This is a genomic window from Clostridium sp. BNL1100, assembly GCF_000244875.1.
In the GTDB taxonomy this organism is placed as follows: Bacteria; Bacillota; Clostridia; order Acetivibrionales; family DSM-1351; genus Ruminiclostridium.
Genome location: NC_016791.1, coordinates 3069746 through 3087772 on the forward strand (window position 1 = coordinate 3069746; position 18027 = coordinate 3087772).

At 36.5% G+C, this 18027-nt stretch carries 16 protein-coding genes; 2 read left to right on the plus strand and 14 right to left on the minus strand.

All coding sequences use genetic code 11. The features are described from left to right. Positions 1 to 4: 4 nt before the first annotated feature. The 8 genes from CLO1100_RS12995 to CLO1100_RS13030 form a co-directional block, all read right to left on the minus strand. Entirely contained in the window at positions 5 to 1477 is a 1473-nt protein-coding gene (locus CLO1100_RS12995) for a hypothetical protein (RefSeq protein ID WP_014314211.1), read from the minus strand. Positions 1478 to 1481: 4 nt separating this feature from the next. Beyond that, the gene (locus CLO1100_RS13000; protein WP_148265074.1) at positions 1482 to 2897 is read right to left on the minus strand and encodes a HAMP domain-containing sensor histidine kinase; all 1416 of its coding nucleotides are present in this window, start codon (positions 2895 to 2897) and stop codon (positions 1482 to 1484) included. Continuing rightward, positions 2882 to 3577, minus strand: coding sequence for a response regulator transcription factor (locus CLO1100_RS13005; protein ID WP_014314213.1), 696 nt, complete (start codon positions 3575 to 3577; stop codon positions 2882 to 2884). Before CLO1100_RS13005 ends, CLO1100_RS13000 begins: the two co-directional genes overlap by 16 nt. A gap of 16 nt (positions 3578 to 3593) precedes the next feature. After that, positions 3594 to 4493, minus strand: a complete 900-nt coding sequence (locus tag CLO1100_RS13010; RefSeq protein ID WP_242836565.1) for a polysaccharide deacetylase family protein — start codon at positions 4491 to 4493, stop codon at positions 3594 to 3596. 116 nt (positions 4494 to 4609) lie between these two features. Next, the gene (locus CLO1100_RS13015; RefSeq protein WP_014314215.1) at positions 4610 to 5158 is read right to left on the minus strand and encodes an HDIG domain-containing metalloprotein; all 549 of its coding nucleotides are present in this window, start codon (positions 5156 to 5158) and stop codon (positions 4610 to 4612) included. A gap of 195 nt (positions 5159 to 5353) precedes the next feature. Next, positions 5354 to 5605, minus strand: coding sequence for a preprotein translocase subunit SecG (secG, locus tag CLO1100_RS13020; protein ID WP_014314216.1), 252 nt, complete (start codon positions 5603 to 5605; stop codon positions 5354 to 5356). Positions 5606 to 5913: 308 nt separating this feature from the next. Continuing rightward, positions 5914 to 7209: a phosphopyruvate hydratase gene (gene eno, locus CLO1100_RS13025; protein WP_014314217.1), complete on the minus strand. Its 1296-nt coding sequence runs from the start codon at positions 7207 to 7209 to the stop codon at positions 5914 to 5916. 279 nt (positions 7210 to 7488) lie between these two features. Then, positions 7489 to 8403 (minus strand): AraC family transcriptional regulator, encoded by a 915-nt coding sequence (locus CLO1100_RS13030; RefSeq protein WP_014314218.1) that lies wholly within the window; start codon positions 8401 to 8403, stop codon positions 7489 to 7491. Positions 8404 to 8615: 212 nt separating this feature from the next. Between CLO1100_RS13030 and CLO1100_RS13035 the strand changes: the two genes are divergently transcribed. Further along, on the plus strand, positions 8616 to 9002 hold the full coding sequence (locus CLO1100_RS13035) for a helix-turn-helix transcriptional regulator (protein WP_014314219.1): 387 nt from the start codon (positions 8616 to 8618) through the stop codon (positions 9000 to 9002). Positions 9003 to 9020: 18 nt separating this feature from the next. On the opposite strand, the gene CLO1100_RS13040 is transcribed toward CLO1100_RS13035, so the two are convergent. The 4 genes from CLO1100_RS13040 to tpiA all read right to left on the minus strand — a co-directional run bounded on the left by CLO1100_RS13040 (position 9021) and on the right by tpiA (position 13981). Beyond that, the gene (locus CLO1100_RS13040) at positions 9021 to 9218 is read right to left on the minus strand and encodes a hypothetical protein (protein ID WP_014314220.1); all 198 of its coding nucleotides are present in this window, start codon (positions 9216 to 9218) and stop codon (positions 9021 to 9023) included. Beyond that, entirely contained in the window at positions 9169 to 10245 is a 1077-nt protein-coding gene (locus CLO1100_RS13045) for a hypothetical protein (RefSeq protein WP_014314221.1), read from the minus strand. Before CLO1100_RS13045 ends, CLO1100_RS13040 begins: the two co-directional genes overlap by 50 nt. A 150-nt stretch (positions 10246 to 10395) precedes the next feature. Beyond that, positions 10396 to 11931: a 2,3-bisphosphoglycerate-independent phosphoglycerate mutase gene (gene gpmI, locus CLO1100_RS13050; RefSeq protein ID WP_014314222.1), complete on the minus strand. Its 1536-nt coding sequence runs from the start codon at positions 11929 to 11931 to the stop codon at positions 10396 to 10398. Between the two features lie 109 nt (positions 11932 to 12040). After that, entirely contained in the window at positions 12041 to 13981 is a 1941-nt protein-coding gene (tpiA, locus tag CLO1100_RS13055) for a triose-phosphate isomerase (RefSeq protein ID WP_014314223.1), read from the minus strand. Positions 13982 to 14249: 268 nt separating this feature from the next. On the opposite strand from tpiA, the gene CLO1100_RS13060 reads away from it, so the two are divergent. Next, positions 14250 to 14897, plus strand: coding sequence for a pentapeptide repeat-containing protein (locus CLO1100_RS13060; RefSeq protein ID WP_014314224.1), 648 nt, complete (start codon positions 14250 to 14252; stop codon positions 14895 to 14897). Here the strand turns inward: CLO1100_RS13060 and CLO1100_RS13065 are convergent. Continuing rightward, positions 14887 to 16110 (minus strand): hypothetical protein, encoded by a 1224-nt coding sequence (locus tag CLO1100_RS13065; protein WP_014314225.1) that lies wholly within the window; start codon positions 16108 to 16110, stop codon positions 14887 to 14889. The genes CLO1100_RS13060 and CLO1100_RS13065 overlap by 11 nt on opposite strands. Positions 16111 to 16148: 38 nt before the next feature. Then, entirely contained in the window at positions 16149 to 18026 is a 1878-nt protein-coding gene (locus tag CLO1100_RS13070; protein ID WP_014314226.1) for an HlyD family efflux transporter periplasmic adaptor subunit, read from the minus strand. Position 18027: the final 1 nt, after the last annotated feature.

Here is an 18027-nt window from a genome sequence, read left to right on the forward strand (position 1 = left end):
TCAATTAAAATTCACCGTTGTCATAGCTATTGTCAAAAGCCGTATCCGCAAATTCACCCCACATGTCGGCATACTTTCCGGTGGCCCATTCGGTCATAATAATGGACTCTCCTTTTATAAGAGGTATTTTAAGCAGCTGCTTGGTTATAGTATTCTTGTTTTGGACAGTATAAACAATTATATTATCTTCCGATGCCAATATAACGATATCCTTATTAGGTGACATATAAGCATCCCTTGTCCACGGTGATCTGGATTTAATTTCATTCCATGGAACATTCATTTCATCATAATGTATTAGCTTTGGCGGTACCATCTGCTTCAAATCAAAATCTTCATACTTTTTATCACCTGATGTGTCCTTATAATAAAGACGGCTTTTCATTATCCAATGTCCGTTTCTTCTCTGCAAAGTAAAATTGTCTTCCTCCGGCTGATGGTTAAGTTTATTTGCCCTTTTGCTATCCAAAGAGGAAATAAACACCTCTGCCGATTGCTTTAAAGTATTGGCAGAAGCACCTTCAATTATATCTGACAAAAGTACAGGCTTTTTCGTAGCCAGATTGTCTATGGGTAAAACTCCTAGTCGCATGTCACTTTCAATACCTATATAGTCGTTCCCGACAAAAAGTATTTTTGAATCAGGCTTTTTATTTATCATATTTATTTTACTCAGAATCTTTGATTGCTGCTTTTTGGTTAGGTCTGCAAAAGGCTCTGCATATATATTTACCGTATTGTCGATGGCTACGGAACCGATCTCCCAGAATCCCTTTGCCCTCGGAACTACCAGTTGGCTTGTATACAACTTTGCTTTTGTTTCACGGTTTTTAAAATAAAGCCATAGTGTACGGTAATTGTTATCTGCAGATCTTATTCCCAAGAGAACTCCCGACCTGAGCAAGGGGTCTTCCTTATAATCCCCGCTATCTATATCTAAACCAACACTTCCAAGACTTTCTGCTCTGATTTTCTCATCTATATCTACAGAAATTCTTTTCAATGCTAAAAAACCACCTTCCATGTATACATATGCAGTATTTGCATCTGTAACTATAAGCTCATGAAAAAGCTGGTTATCTGTTGTAATTGTGACTATATTCACATTCTCGGTAGTAATTCCAAGAACGTCTTCACTTATACGGTATTTATTTTGTATAAAAGTACCTGCGGATGTTCTTATACTTTTGTATTGGGGATTAATACAGACTTCTTTATAAATGGCACTGACCTCATTATCAAAAACAGCTTCCTTCCCGATAAACTGTTCATACTTCTCCTGTTTTCCAGGTATTAATGAACTATTGTCAGTTAAAATATAATTCTGTATTTTCCATGTACCTTTTACGGCAATGTTCTTACCTTCCGGAGGCTTTATGGTATCCTCAATACTGAAATTAACACTACTACAGCCTGAAAATAAGGATGCAGAAATTAATAATAATATGGTTAAAAGTACTCTGATTTTCTTTGCCAAAATATCAGCCTCCAAAGGGAATCCTAACTGTTACAATTGTTCCTTTATCAAGTTCGCTTTCAATGTTTAGACTTCCATTGTGCAGCTTTACTATTTCATCACAAATCGAAAGCCCCAGTCCGGTATGAGAGTTGCTGCTATTTCCCTTGTAGAATTTCTCCGTTACCAGAGGTAACTCTTCCGGACCTATGCCGCAGCCCGTATCCTCAACCCTCAAAACAATATTCTCATTCTCCAAAAACGAACTTAAAGCTATCTTTCCGTTCTGAGGGGTAAAGTTGAAGGCGTTTCCCAACAGATTGATTAAAAGCTGAGTTATTCTATTCCTGTCTAGCTCTACATATGGCATCTTTTCACATCTTACACTAAAGCTTATTTTTTCTTTTTTTGCTCTATCGCTCATTTGTTTTTCTATATGTTGAATAATCAAACACACATCTGTCTTTTCTTTTTTAAGCTCAACATTTCCCGAAACGATACGAGAAAAGTCCAAAAGCTCCTCAACCATGTCTGTGAGCCGATCACTTTCCTTTACAATGATATTCAATCCGTCACTAAGGATTTCCCTGTCACTGTAATCATCATCAATTATGGTATTTGCCCAGCCTTTTATTGACGTCAGCGGTGTTCTTAGTTCATGTGAAACCGTAGATATAAAGTCATTTTTGATTCTTTCTCTTTTTTGTATTTCTGATGCCATATAGTTCAGAGTGTCCGAAAGCTTACCTATTTCATCGTTTCTGCTTTTGTTTATTTTAACATCGAGATTTCCTTCTGCCATTAATTCGGCTGCTCCCGTTACATTTTTCAACGGATGTATGATACTGTGTGCAAGAGCTATACTAATAGTACCTGCAACCAGAATAACAACAATTCCTATTATTATAAATATCATTGAAATATTAAATATTATTTTATCAACATCTTTCAATGATGTTATAAACCTCACTACTCCAACCTGCTCGGTATCTGATTTCAAAGGATAAGACACAATCATAATCTGCTCGCTGCCATTGTTGAGTCTTCCTACCCACACACCTTTTTTGCCCTGCTGAGCAAGCTTGAAGTCATTACCGGACACATATTCTCCCGACTCAAGCCCTTGGGAATCCAACAATACTTCCCCGTTGTTTCCAACAATCTGAACCTGTCCTGTAGTTTGTTTCCAGAATAAATCGGCATTGTCCATAATGTTAACATCCAAAGGGACATCAGAAAAATATCGGGTATAAAAGTCAGAAGCTGTCTTGATCTGATTTGTCAAAATACTCTCAATATTATTGTAGAAATAAAAACGCGTAAAATAAACAAGCAGTGCTTCAAAAGCAAGAACGCTTATAAGGATAATCAGTATGAAATTTCTTACCAATCTGGCCTGAATACTGTTTTTAAATGTCATAGAAGTCATTCCTTCCGCCATCTGTACCCAATACCCCACACTGTCTCGATAAACATACCGTGGGAATCCTTATCTTCAATCTTGCTTCTCAGTCTCCTTATATTGACATCAACTATTTTGGTATCTCCCATATAGTCATAGCCCCATATCTTGTCCAAAAGTTCATCTCTGGTAAATGCTTTATTTTTATTTTCCAGAAAGATTTTTAATAAGAAAAATTCTTTTGGTGTAAGTAGAATCTCCTTCTCTTCCTTAAATACTCTTTGAGAATAAAGCTCCAGCTTGAATACGCCGCTTTTCAATGTATCCTCTTTACTGTCTGCTGCACTTTTCCCTCCCAAACGTCTTAAAAGGGATTTTGCCCTCAGAATAAGCTCTGTAGTATTAAAAGGTTTTACAACATAGTCATCAGCACCATACTCCAAACCTTTTATCTTATCTATATCCTGTCCTCTGGCAGTCAGCATTATGATTCCCACGCCCGGCAACTCTTTTCTAAGAGTCTCACACACCTGAAATCCGCTTATTCCGGGTAGCATAACATCCAGTAGCACAACATCCGGATTTTCCTGTCTTGCTTTTAATAGTCCCTCTTCCCCCGTAGCTGCTTCGACAACAATAAAATTATGCTTTTTGAAGTTTATTTTCAAGAAACCCCTTATACTTTCTTCATCTTCTATTATAAGAACCTTATTTTCCATATAAAAGAATACCTTCCTACTTTTTCTTGTAAGCGTTATTATATACCTGTCCACTCTGAAGCTTTACCCCTCTGGCAGCATAAAGCTCATCAATGGTAACCAATTTATAGCCCTTTGCAGTCAAGTTTTGTATTATTGCTTCTGCTGCTTGGGCAGTTGGTTTATACAAGTCATGCATCAGCACAATGTCCCCGTCTTTTACTTTACCTACTACTTTATTTACTGTTGTTGTCTTACTCTTTGTTTTCCAGTCTAATGTATCTATGGACCAAAGAATTAGCGGAGCGCCTGCGGATGATTTTACCCTGTTATTCACACTGCCATAAGTTGGTCTTATTATAGACGGTTTTTTTTGAATAATGTTCTGTAATATGTCAGAAGTTTTTTTTATTTCTTTCTTTATACCAGCTTCACTTAACTTTGTTAACTTAGTATGGCTATAGGTATGATTCCCAATCTGATTTCCATTCTGTGAAATCTGCTTTATAACAGCGGGAAATTTTTCTGCTCTGTTACCTACAACAAAAAAGGTTGCATGTCCATTATATTTTTTTAGAGAATTGAGTATCTGGACTGTGTACTGTGGATGAGGCCCGTCATCAAACGTAAGCGCAACCATAGGTTTGATTTTAACAGGGGCCGGCTGTTTCGGTTTTACCTTTTCAGGTTTTACCTTCTCGGGTTCTACCGGTTTTTTATCATCCGGTTTTTTGGTATCAGAGGGAACTGTTGGGTTCTCTTTAGACTCCTGAGAGGGTTCTTTTTTATCATCATCGGTTTCTTTTTGATTTTCTATTTTTGTTTGAATACTGCTATCATTATTGTTATTTAATATTTTAGCTTCTTTAACACATATCGTTGCAACCAACACTATCACTACTAAAACGGCAATCGTTACCCCAAAAAATTTTTTCAATTTATCTTCACCCATACCCCTTTATATTATAAATATTTCAACTACCTCTATTTTATATTTATTTCTTTTTTGAGTAGTTACAAAACAACAAAAAAAAAGTTACAAATAAGTAACCTTTATATTTTTAAATTGTCAAAAGCCTTTTGCATTGCATGTAAGGTTATTTCTACAAATTCTAATAGCGTAATATTCAATTCTTTATAATGCTTTATATGTTCAAAGTTTATTCCTTTAACATCTGATTTTGTAATATTTTCAATTACCATTTGGACTGTAACATCTGAAAGGTTTTTATCAGGCAGTTTATTTGCACAGTAAGTTATTAATTGAGTGAGGTTATCTGCAGCATATAATACTTTATCCATTTTTCTTTTTCGTGGTAATTCATGGTAATCGCTTTGAGATCGGATGCAGTATATAATTGATTCGTCTATATCAAAATTCTCAAGTATTTGAGCAGCTACAAGACTATGTTTTTCCGGATCGCCGGCTGTTTTTTCAATATCAATATCATGCAGCAGACCGGTTAATCCCCACGTCTCAATGTCAGCATCATAATATTTCGCAAACTCTTTCATTACTGCTTCCACTGCTAAAGAATGTCTAAGAAGATCCTTATCGTACAAACGGACTTTGAGTTCTTCAAAAGCCTCATCTCTATTCATATCAACCCTCCAGAAGCCGCAAATATAGCTATAGAATGTAATAAAAATGCATCCTACAACTCTTTTTAATATTAGCATAGTATTATCTGGAATATCAACCAGTATATTATACCCATATTATATGCGAAAATATACCTAACATGCAAAAAGCCCAAGTGTACGATATACACTTAGGCTTAATTTTATAAGTACAAATTAACCAACTCTATCTATCAACAAGTAAAGAGCAATAGATGTAACGAGAAATGCAATCGCAGCAAAAGCAGTATACTTTCCAAGCAATGCATCAATAGTACGACCCTTGTTCTTGCCGAAGAATGTCTCTGCTCCTCCTGCTATTGAGCCTGACAATCCAGCCTGTTTTCCCGACTGTAGCAATACGATAATAATAATTGAAACAGCAAAGACAATGTGAAGTATATTAACAATCCATTTTGCAGCTTCCAACTTAAACACCTCCTAAAATAGACAAGTCAAATTTTATCATACTTAAATGGAAAAAACAAGTCCGGAGACTTGTTTTTCTTATTTATTTTATAAAAACACTCTTTCCAAAAAATTTGTGGGGTACCAGCTTAGCGCCCATATTTTTCTATGATATATGATTTTCACTTAGCATTTCTCTCTACCCTTAATGGTTTAATTAATGGTTTAATTAATGGTTCAATTTAGAAGGCATAAAGAAAGTGTTTTTAACGCTAAGCCGTACCCCGTAAACTAGGAAGGATATGTTTTGTATCTGGCTTTTATTAATGTTATTTTAGGTTGAACCATGCTTTTATACCAGGAAATTCTGCAACTTCCCCCAATTCTTCTTCTATTCTTAATAATTGGTTGTACTTAGCAACTCTGTCTGTTCTGGAAGGTGCTCCGGTTTTAATTTGACCTGAATTTGTTGCTACTGCTATGTCAGCTATAGTCGCATCCTCTGTTTCGCCTGATCTGTGAGATGTAACTGCAGTATAACCTGCACGGTTAGCCATTTGTATTGCATCAAGTGTTTCTGTAAGTGTACCTATCTGATTTACTTTAATGAGGATAGAGTTTGCAACACCTTGCTTAATACCTTTTTCAAGTCTCTTTGTATTGGTTACAAAAAGGTCATCCCCTACCAGCTGAATCTTGCTGCCCAATCTCTCGGTCAACAATTTCCAACCTTCCCAATCCTCTTCTGACACACCGTCTTCAAGAGAAATTATCGGGTATTTATTAACTAGGTCAGCCCAGTAATCTACCATCTCTTCTTTGCTCTTTCTTATGTTTGTCTTCCAGAAGAAATATGACCCATCCTCCTGATACATTTCTGTTGCAGCAGCATCAATAGCTATTCTGAAATCATCCCCGGGTTTGTAGCCGGCTTTTTCAACTGCCTCCAATATTACCTGAATTGCCTGTTCATCTGTTTCAAGATTTGGTGCAAAGCCACCTTCATCACCTACTGCAGTACTAAAGCCTTTGCTATGCAAGACTTTTTTGAGATTGTGGAATACTTCGGCGCACATTCTAAGAGCTTCCTTAAAGCTTTCAGCACCAACCGGCATTATCATGAATTCCTGTATGTTTACGCTGTTATCGGCGTGCTTTCCTCCGTTTATTATATTCATCATAGGCACCGGAAGTGTCTTTGCATTTACTCCTCCGATATATTGATACAAGCCTAATCCCACAGCCTCTGCAGCCGCTTTTGCAACAGCAAGGGATACACCCAGTATTGCATTAGCACCTAATCTCTCCTTGTTAGGTGTACCATCAAGATCAATCATAAGTTTATCTATGGCAACCTGATCAAATACATTCATTCCTTCCACTTCAGGTGCTATAGTATTATTAACATTGTCTACTGCTGTTTCCACGCCTTTTCCCATATACCTGTCGCTGTTTTCATCTCTCAGCTCAATAGCCTCGAAAGCACCGGTTGATGCTCCGGAAGGTACAGAAGCACGTCCGACAAAACCACCCTCGGCAATAACCTCGACCTCAACAGTCGGATTTCCTCTGGAATCAAGAATCTCTCTAGCGAAAACGCTTTCAATTGGTATATATTGTTTCATACTTAATTCTCCCTTCAAGGTAGTTATTCTTAATTAGGATACCATTTGCTTTACTTTATTGTAAAATATTTCCCTAAACATTATTTACCTATCGTCTCTTATTATATGTAGATGTTCAGATAAAATACAAAATATAACTTAACATTAATTGGTATCCTTATTAAAATTTTTATTTAATATATACCTACCACTGGGAATGATTTTTAAACACCTAAAAAACTAAATAAGCGAAAGCAGTACCTGTCAAGAACACTGCTTCCGCTTGACTAAGCTTTACTTTTATAGATTTAACTCTTTTACAGGCCTTGCCTCAATATACCCTCTATATCCCATTGGAGCAAGCTGAAACCTTGGAGCTTCATCGTCCGCCCACTGAAATCCGTATATTTCAGGGTTATAGTTATTTATTACCTTCCAGAGATATAATATAGATTCCTCAAACTTTTCATCTTCGTAAGGCTGACCCTGAAAAATCATCATCTTGCAAGGATTTAAGTCTATTATCTCAAATCCTTCCGGAATGTTTCCGGAATAGTCCAGGGGTACTTCAACCCCCTGAACATATGGTGACGTACCGGGCTTAATCATTTTTTCCGGCAGCCACATTCCTGTGGGCTCGTAAATTGCCTCCTTTATACCTGATAATATATCCCATATACCGCAACCAACTTCTTCACAATATTCAAAGTAATGTTCAGCATTTTGTCCTCTCTTTAATATGAGCTTTCTCGCAGGTCTTTCAACTACTTGCACAAATACGGTTTCGGTACATGAGTTAGGATTCTCAGCCATATTATCCACTCCTTTTTGAATTCTAAGGTAATATCCACGGATTTTTTCCGGAATATAGAATCTTATTTCCGGTTTTGTTTTTGAATACTGTTTCGGAGTTATGCCAAACTGCTTTGAAAAGGCTCTGGTGAAACCCTCATGAGAATCAAAAACAAAGTCAAAAGCAGCATCAATAACTTTGATATTGTTATCCCTCAGTTTCTCAGCGGCCATATTTAATCTCAATAACCTAATATACTCAAAGGGAGCTTTACCGGTAAGCTCTTTAAATATCCTCGCAGCATACCAAGGGGAGTATCCCGCTTCGTTAGCCAGCATGTGAAGCGAGATTGGTTCTGAGATGTGCTTGTCAATGTAGTTTTGCATTTTATCAACGGTTTTTATCTTACTCCATGCATCCATTTTAATCACCTCATATAAAAGGATATCATCAGGTACAACGGATTTATTGACCTTCTTTGCAAAGAATAAAACTCAAGTATAAATTTGAGTTTTTTCCTTGCAATATTATTGTATCGCATATTTTGTTCGTTTTCAACATTTTTCTAGAATATTTTATTCTATTTTATCAAATGATTTTTGTTGCCTGTTATATTTATATTTGGAGGCATATTATGAGATTTGGTGACAGATTAAGAGAACTAAGGGAAGAACGAGATATTACCCAAAAGGAATTGGGAGAATTAATAAACGTTTCTGCCAGAGTTATTGGTTATTATGAAGCTAATGACAGATTTCCCAGAGATGAAAATGTATTAAAAACCATCGCTGATTACTTTAGTGTGTCTGTGGATTATCTTGTGGGCCGTACCGAAATCAGACATTTTTCCGATGATATTGTAGCAGAATCAAAAATCCCTTATAACCTGGATGTTAAGGGGCTTCCTGATGAAGCTCTGAAAAAGGTTGAAGAATATATTGATTTAATTAAAACCAAATACAAAACCAATAACAATTCTCCTCAAAAAAATAAAAACTCCCGGAATGTCATTCGGGAGTAAACATAAATAATATTTTTACTATGTCATTAGCATTGAATTACTTTTAAATATCCTCAGTTCCCTTTCATACTCACTTATAAGCTGCCGCCTTCTGTCTTCAAAAGTACCGTGATCCTGAATAAAATTAGTATCTTCATCCAAAAATCCAACGTTGTCTGCATTATCATTAGTCCCTTGGGGCAATATATGAATTATTTTCCCCATAGTGTTGCTCATACTTACTCATCCCTTCCAAATAACTCTTTCTTCTTTCTTTACTTTTCTTTAGTATATCAAATTTTTTAATTAATACATTAAACAGTTCGTCTCTATAGTAATTAACCATAAGGATATGCACATAGGCCATAAATGGCTTTACAAACTCTCTGATTTCCTCTGTAGTTCTTCCCAACAGCTGTTTTTCAGATATTTCAATCTGCAAAAGTGAAACTATTCCCTCATTTTCACAGAATACTGGGATAGCAATGTATTGTTCAATATTGTTTTCAGTACACTTTTTACCGTATACAAATTCTTTTTTTATCTCACCATCATTTTTCAATATATGTAAATCATTTTGCTGTTCATTAAATATTTTTACATGGTAATAACTCAAATCACTGTCAAGATAGAAGTGTTTATCAAATATACTTGGCGAAATCTGATTTGAATTACCATAGCTAATCATTTTAATATATTCCCGGCCTGTTTTTTTCTCTTTGAACCTGTGCATCAGAGAAACCTGATGAGTGTCGTTTTCCGTTGAAATTTTAATAGCGTCATAAATGTTGTGGCATACCAGAGAGGCAATGTCCTGATAGCTGAGAGTGCTAAAGTCAGCTTTTGACGGTATCATAACTGCTTTAACACAGACACTTCTGGTTATGTCGTTGAGTTTTCTGCTAATTGTCTGATTGATAACGGCTTCCCGGTTTATTACTTCTCTCAGGCACTTTACCCTGCGATCCTTGTATTTCTGATAATTATCAATCATTAAGGTTACCCAATTGTACATGATAATAAACACGAATGTTATCAGTATATGCAGCTTATCTCGGTAAAATTCCTTTTCATAGATATTATATGTCTTGAAATCGGTTAGTTGCATTTGAAAAGCAAACACAAAAGTAAATAGAAAGTTGACAAAGGTTCTGAAATACGAGGATTTAAGCAGTCTATAAAAGTAATAGAGCACAGAACCCAACTTTTTGTAATTGTTGGCAAACTTCTTTATTCTAAATATGACTTTCGAGGGTTTTTTCATTTATTGCACCTCCCTACTTTTACATAATATATTCTATAAATGGTAAAAATATCCTTTATGGGTAATAAAAAAAATCCACCGTTTTTTTATTGCCCTACGGTGGATTTTCCTGAAATATAGTTATAACAGCACTTTGAACAATTATACTTTTTATTTTTGCAGAAGTGAAGTTCCTGTCATTTCAGCAGGCTTATCAACACCCATTATGTCAAGCATTGTTGGTGCCAGGTCAGCAAGTCTTCCTTCTTTAAGTGTTGCATTTCCCAAACCAATACCGATAAGTGGTACTACGTTTGTTGTGTGTGCGGTGAATGCTCCTCCATTTTCATAATCAACCATCTGCTCTGCATTTCCGTGGTCGGCAGTTATTAATACCACTCCGCCCTGTGCAGTAACAGCATCAACTACTTTTCCTACACATTCATCAACTGCTTCAACAGCAGCCTTTGCAGCATCAAATACACCTGTGTGTCCAACCATGTCACAGTTAGCAAAATTAAGAATTATTACATCGTATTGTTTTGAATCAATTCTCTTAACCGCTTCATCAGCAACTTCATATGCACTCATTTCAGGTTTCAAGTCATAAGTAGCTACTTTCGGGGAAGGTATAAGTGCTCTGTCTTCTCCTTCGTATTGTGTTTCAACACCACCGTTGAAGAAGAAGGTAACATGTGCATACTTCTCGGTTTCAGCAATTCTCAGCTGTCTGTAGCCAAGTCTGCTTATATATTCTCCGAAGGTGTTATCCAAAGTCTGAGGCTTAAATGAAACCACAACGTTTGGCATTGTCTTGTCATACTGTGTCATACAAACAAAGAATAGAGGGAAGAAGCCTTTTGCTCTTTCAAAGCCTTTAAATTCAGGGTCAACAAAGGTTCTTGTTATTTCTCTTGCCCTGTCAGGTCTGAAATTGAAGAATATTACCGAGTCATTTGCATCTATTGTTGCAACGGGTTTACCGTTCTCCATTATAGCTGTCGGTTTTACGAATTCATCAAATTCGTTTCTTGCAAAAGATGCCTCTACAGCTTCAACTGCTGAATTTGCAGTTAAACCTTTTCCGGATACCATTACATCATATGCAAGCTGTACTCTTTCCCAGCGGTTGTCTCTGTCCATGGAATAGTATCTTCCCATTACAGATGCGATTTTGCCCACTCCGATTTCTTTAAGCTTTGCTTCAAGTTCTTCAGTATATACCTTTGAGCTGTCCGGCGGAACGTCCCTGCCGTCGTAGAAGCAGTGAATAAATACATCTTTTAAACCATTCCTCTTTGCCATCTCAACTAAGCCATACAAATGTGTATTGTGGCTGTGTACTCCGCCGTCAGATACAAGTCCGAACAGGTGAAGCTTGGAATTATTCTTTTTGCAATTCTCTACTGCCTTTAGAAATTCCTCTTTCTCAAAGAAATCTCCATCTTTTATTGACTTTGTTATTCTGGTTAATTCCTGATAAACAATTCTTCCTGCACCGATATTGGTATGTCCGACCTCAGAGTTTCCCATCTGACCCTCAGGTAGTCCTACATCCATACCGCTTGTATGAACAATGGTATTTGTATATTTAGTAAGATAGCTGTCCAAATTTGGCTTGTTTGCAGCCTGTATGGCATTTCCTTCTTGTTTCGGGTTGTTTCCGAAGCCATCAAGGATCATTAAGGTTACTAATTTCTTTTCCATATGGTTATCTCCCTCTTTTAGTGTTACTATAGTTAGACCCTCCAGTACTAACCGGAGGGTCAGATAATTCATTTTTATGCTTAAACCTAAATTTGCAGACAGAGAAGATTTATGCTTTTGCTATTATTGAGAAATCCTCAACCTTTAAGCTTGCTCCACCAACGAGTCCTCCGTCTATATCAGACATTGCAAACAAGTCAGCAGCGTTCTTTGCATTTACGCTTCCGCCGTACTGGATTCTAACCTGTTCAGCTACTTCTGAGCCGTAAAGCTCTACAACCAACTCTCTGATAATTGTGCAAACTTCATTTGCCTGTTCATTTGTAGCAGTCTTACCTGTTCCGATAGCCCAGATTGGTTCGTATGCAATAACAAGCTTGCTAACCTGTTCAGCAGTCAAGCCAAGTAATGCTACCTTTATCTGATATCTGATATGGTCAGCTGTAACTCCCTGTTCTCTCTGAGTGAGTGTTTCACCACAGCAGATGATTGGAGTCATTCCATATTTGAATATTGCATGAGCCTTTTTGTTTATCATTTCGTTGGTTTCACCGAAATATTCTCTTCTTTCGGAGTGACCGATTATTACATAGTCAACACCAAGGTCTGCAAGCATTGGGCCTGAAACTTCTCCTGTAAATGCTCCGTTTTCTTCCCAGTGCATATTCTGTGCTGCAACCTTTATGTTTGAACCCTTAGCAGCTTCAACAACTCCAGGCAGGCATACAAATGGAACACCAACTACTACTTCATTTTTTGCATCAGCAACAGCAGGCTTTAATGCATTTACAAATGTAACAGCTTCAGAAGCAGTCTTATTCATTTTCCAGTTACCAGCAGCAATTACTTTTCTTGGATTTTTATCCATAAGTACTGCTATACCCGGAAGCTCTTTACCTTCGAGGAATTCAAGAGAAGCTCCTCCACCTGTTGAAATATGTGTAATCTTATCAGCGAAACCGAGTTGTTCAACTGCAGCAGCTGAATCTCCGCCTCCAACTATAGAAAGTGCTCCTGATTCTGCAACTGCCTTTGCAATTTCCTTTGTACCTGTTGCAAAGTTAGGGAATTCAAATACGCCCATAGGTCCGTTCCAGATAACTGTCTTTGATTTCTTTATTTCTTTTGCGAATTTTTCAATTGTAAGTGATCCGATATCCATACCCATCCATCCGTCTGGCATTGCATCTGATGGAACGTATTTGATTTCAGTATCGTTCTTGAATTCCTGAGCTACCATACTTCCTATTGGAAGCATCATGTTAACTCCCTTTGCTTCTGCTTTTTCCATAAGAGTCTTAGCAAGCTCAAGCTTGTCGTCTTCACAGATTGAATTTCCGATGTGATATCCTTTTGCCTTTAAGAAGGTATAAGCCATACCACCACCGATTATCAAAGTATCAACCTTGTCAATGAGGTTTTCAATAACTGCGATTTTGTCAGAAACCTTTGCACCACCAAGGATTGCTACGAATGGTCTTGCAGGGTTAGCTAATGCCTTACCCATGAAATCGATTTCTTTCTTTATAAGGAATCCGCATACAGCAGGAAGATAGTCAGCCAACCCTGCAGTAGAAGCGTGTGCTCTGTGAGCAGTACCGAATGCATCATTTACAAATATTTCAGCCATGCTTGCAAGTTCTTTTGCAAAGTTAGCATCGTTCTTTGTTTCTTCCTTATGGAATCTTACGTTCTCAAGCATAAGAACTTCGCCGTCTTTTAATGCAGCAGCCTTTGCCTTTGCATCTTCGCCTACAACATCTTTAGCCATTATTACTTCTTTTCCAAGAAGTTCGCCAAGTCTAACAGCTGTTGGCTTCATGCTGAATTTATCTTCAAAACCTTCCTTTGGTCTTCCTAAATGGGATACAAGTATAGTCTTAGCTCCCTTGTCAACAAGATATTTGATTGTAGGAAGTGCTCCAACTATTCTCTTGTCATCAGTAATCTTTCTGTCTGCGTCCAATGGCACGTTAAAATCAACTCTTACTATTACCTTTTTGCCGGCAACATCAATGTCTTCAATTGTTTTTTTGTTCATCATGCTCATAACTTCACGCTCCTGTATATATTTTATTTATTTAAAAGATGAGTCAAAATTTAGGAAATGATTGCAATATGTATAATATCCAAATTTCCATCCAAATAACCAAAGTAATTTTACCTCTTTTTACTGGCTATTTCAATACTTTGTTAGCAAATTAACATATTTGCGACCTTCTTTAATGTTGAATAAAAGCCTTCTAACTGCTATACTTTGAAAGAAAGTAGGCAATTATAAATTTTACTTAAATTATAGTTAATTTTAAGGAGCTAATATGAAGTTGCAAAAGCCTAAGATACCTGAAAAATTAATGCAATCTGAAAATATAAATGAAATAGTAATGAACTTAACCTCTTCAGGTTATGATATTGAAAATTATCACTTTAAAAACAGCTGTTTGAGTGATATTTCCTCCATTTCTGTGGAATTTAACAAATGTATCATTGAAAAATGTCGCTTTATGAAATGCGATGTGCAGAACTTCGTGTTTGACAATGTTATATTCAGGGATTGTGATATTTCAAATATGGATTTCAGCGATGCCGTATTCAGAAATACCGAATTTATCAACTGTAATCTGACTGGTATCATACTTTCTCAGGCAAGGCTTAGTGATATATCCGTCATCTCCTGCAATATGCAGTATTCCAATTTGACAAACTCAGATATCACCCGGAGTCACATTGAAAAGTCCAACCTCTCTAACGGCTACATATGGGAAGCGAATCTAAAGGATGTGGAATTTGAACAATGTACTCTGGTATCAGTAGAATTTACAGGAACTATGTTAAAAGGGATTGATTTTACCTCCTGTAAAATGGAGGGTCTGCTTATCAGAGGGCCTGAATTAAAGGGAGCCATAGTTAATGAATTTCAAGCCCTTTCCTTGTCAAAGTTGCTTGGAATTATCATTAAGGACTAATATTTCCGCTTATTGCTTTTTCTATTTTACCAAGTGCTTCTACATAACCGCAAAGGCTATCCCAGACTTCAAGTGCAGCTGTTTTGTAATTTACTTCCGCTTCCTTTAAAGACAGTTCGGTTGCAAGCTTGTAGTTATATTTATTGAGCTGTATTATGTACTTTTGGTAAAGTGCATTTGCCTTTTTTTCTTTTATATCTATTTCATAATATTTACTTTTATAATCAGAATAGTAATTCTGGAGTAAAGCTCTTCTTTGAACAAACCATCTCCTTGCTTCAAGTTCCGCTTGCTTTTTTTCGTTAACAGCAAGTTTTATCTCATTGGATGAATCCTTATAACATTCCTTTAATATACTTATTTTTCCATCCAGTATTCTTATCTTATCCCCCATCTGCATACTTTTGTAATCATTTAAGTAAAAGCTTTTCTCTACGTCAGGAAATTTTTTAAAGGGAATAGCTTTAATAGGTGCTACAGGAACACTGATTGTTACCGCCCTTGACGTGTCCATGCCGCTGCTGCTCAATAAATTCTCCATATTCGTGTTGACTTGCTGTGTAAGTAACTCCTGCTGACTAATGTAATAGTCATAATCGGCATTATATAAGTCTATATCTGACTGGAAGGCCATATCTTTTGATTTATTTATTTCTTTTGAATTTGCTTGGAGTCTGGCGAATTCGGCAAGGGTTTTCTGAACTAAGCCTTTTTCGTACAAAAGTTTCATATTATATATATTGTCTCTAAATAAGGATAATTGGGAAGTACGTTGAATGTTACGATATAGAGATGAGTTATTATATATAAATATACTGGTTTCCTTATTCACGTACAGCTCTGCCTTCTGTGTTATTAAATCAGCCAGCACCTGTTGATTTTCAACAACGTCCTTATTTTGGTCAATGAGTTTTTTTATGTTTATAATATCATTATTAATTTTATCAAACTCCAGAGAATACTGCTGATAAAGTAGACTGCTGTTCTCTATATCCATTTCTGTGCTTTGTACATTATAGTAATTATTTAAATACAAATTCTGCATTTCGTCATATGTGTACTTTGTTGAATTTCCCGTACCGTATACAAGGTTAAAGCTATCTCCCATACTCCAGCTCCCAAGGGACACAACAGAAGCAGCGCCAGTGGCACTACTAGATGCTGTCATCATGGATAATGCCAATATTACTGCACAAAATTTTTTTATAAACATTTTATTCTCTCCTATAACAAATTTTAAGCTATGCGACATTAATCAAGCAGATTTATTTTTTCAAGGAAATAACGTAAAAAGCTCTTTTCCTTGGTTATTACATTTGCTTCACATATCATTCCTGCCTTTATTTCTCCCTGTCTTCCGGAACTGCCCATCATTTTTGTTACCGGAACTGTTGCTTCAACAGTATAGTAGCTTTGTCCGTCTGCATTGTTCACCGCATCCTTTGATATACTTGTTATCTTTCCTGCTGCCTGACCATATTCCCTGTAAGGTAGAGCTGCAAAGCTGTATTTAACCGTATCCCCTGTATGTATTTCACCGATGTCTTTGTTACTGACAGTTATCTGCATTTTAAAAGCTGAATTTGTGTCAGGTATTATTGTTAATATTTCAGCGCCTGCTGCCACCAAGTCTCCCGGATACATTTCTGTTATTATGTTAACTTCCCCATTTACACTGGCCTTTACAATGGCATTGTTAATACTTAATTGCAGTTTTTTTATATTTTCTTTAAGTCCTGTAATACTGTCTGCTACTGCTTTAATCTTTTCATCAGCGGCAACCAATTCCTGAACCTTTGTTCTTTCCACCAGTGAATAATTAAGAGAGTCATTATTATTGCCATCAGCATCTGTTATGGTTTTAAGTTCTGCATCGGAAAGCACATTTTTTTGTCTTAGAGTATCGGCTGTATCGGTTAAACTGTCTATTGCCTGAGCTGCATCATTCCTCTCCTGTAAATACAATGCTTTCAAGCTGTTTTTCCTGTCCTTCTCATTTAAATCAAGAAGTCCCTGTTTGCCTTGTGTCCCGGAAAGCTTGCTTTCCTTTTCCTTTATGCTTATTTCAGAATTATTTATGTCTTTTTCCAATTCGGATAAAAACTTGCTTTTGTATGAAGTGTATTCACCTTGGGAATTCTGCATTTGTACACGTGCATCCTCCAGTTCGGATTTTGTAATGGCTATTCCGCTAAGTGAAAGGTATGCCTCGTATATTCTTTTTTTCTCATCGTATGTATTTTTCAGCAAGTTCAATCTATTTTCATAATCTGTGTAAAGGTACGAATACCTGTCCCCGGCCGGAAAATTATTTTTTGATTCACTGACGCTCTTTTTGAGTGTCTGATATGCCTTTAAATGAGATTTTTCCTCTTCTAATGATTGTTTCATGGCTTCGGGGCTGTTACTCTTTATTTCATTATCCTGTTGGTCGTATTTTCTTTGTATTTCTGTCTTTGCTATGAGGTACTTATCATATTGTTGTTTGTATTGCTTTTCCAGTTCATTTCCCGAATTCAAATAATTTTTATCGCTATCCAAGGATTTTATATACTTTTTTAAGTATTCTATTTCTTTAAGGTTTTTATTGAGTTGTGTGCTGTTCAGAATCTTTTCTTCACTAAGCTTTGTAGTTTTATATGCCGTGTCTGTTTGTGAAAATCTTATGTCCATCAGAAGTTTTCTTACTTTTTCATAATATACAGGCTCACTATTCGAATCAAAATTGTTTTCTTCCGTAGTAATGCAATTTCTATATATTTTAAGGTTTTCCAGTTCTTTTTCCAATTCTTTAAGCTTTTCTTCTGCGGACTCTTTTTCCATTAACAAATTGTCGTGTTTGATTATGTATAGAATATCACCAGCCTTTGCTGACATTCCTTGTTTGTAATAAGTGCTTTTCAGTTCTCCCCCCATAATGTTCCTGACAGTACTAATTCCTGATTCGGGTCTTACCTGTCCGGGGGCTTTTACAACTATTTCCTTTTTGCCAAAAGCCGCCCATATCACAGCCATTACAACCAACCCAATCAAAATATATGTAAATACCCACACGAAGGGATGAGGCTTAGAATGGTACATTTCACGGCTGTCTGTAAGTTCATTTATTTCAACTAATACTTCCTTCATG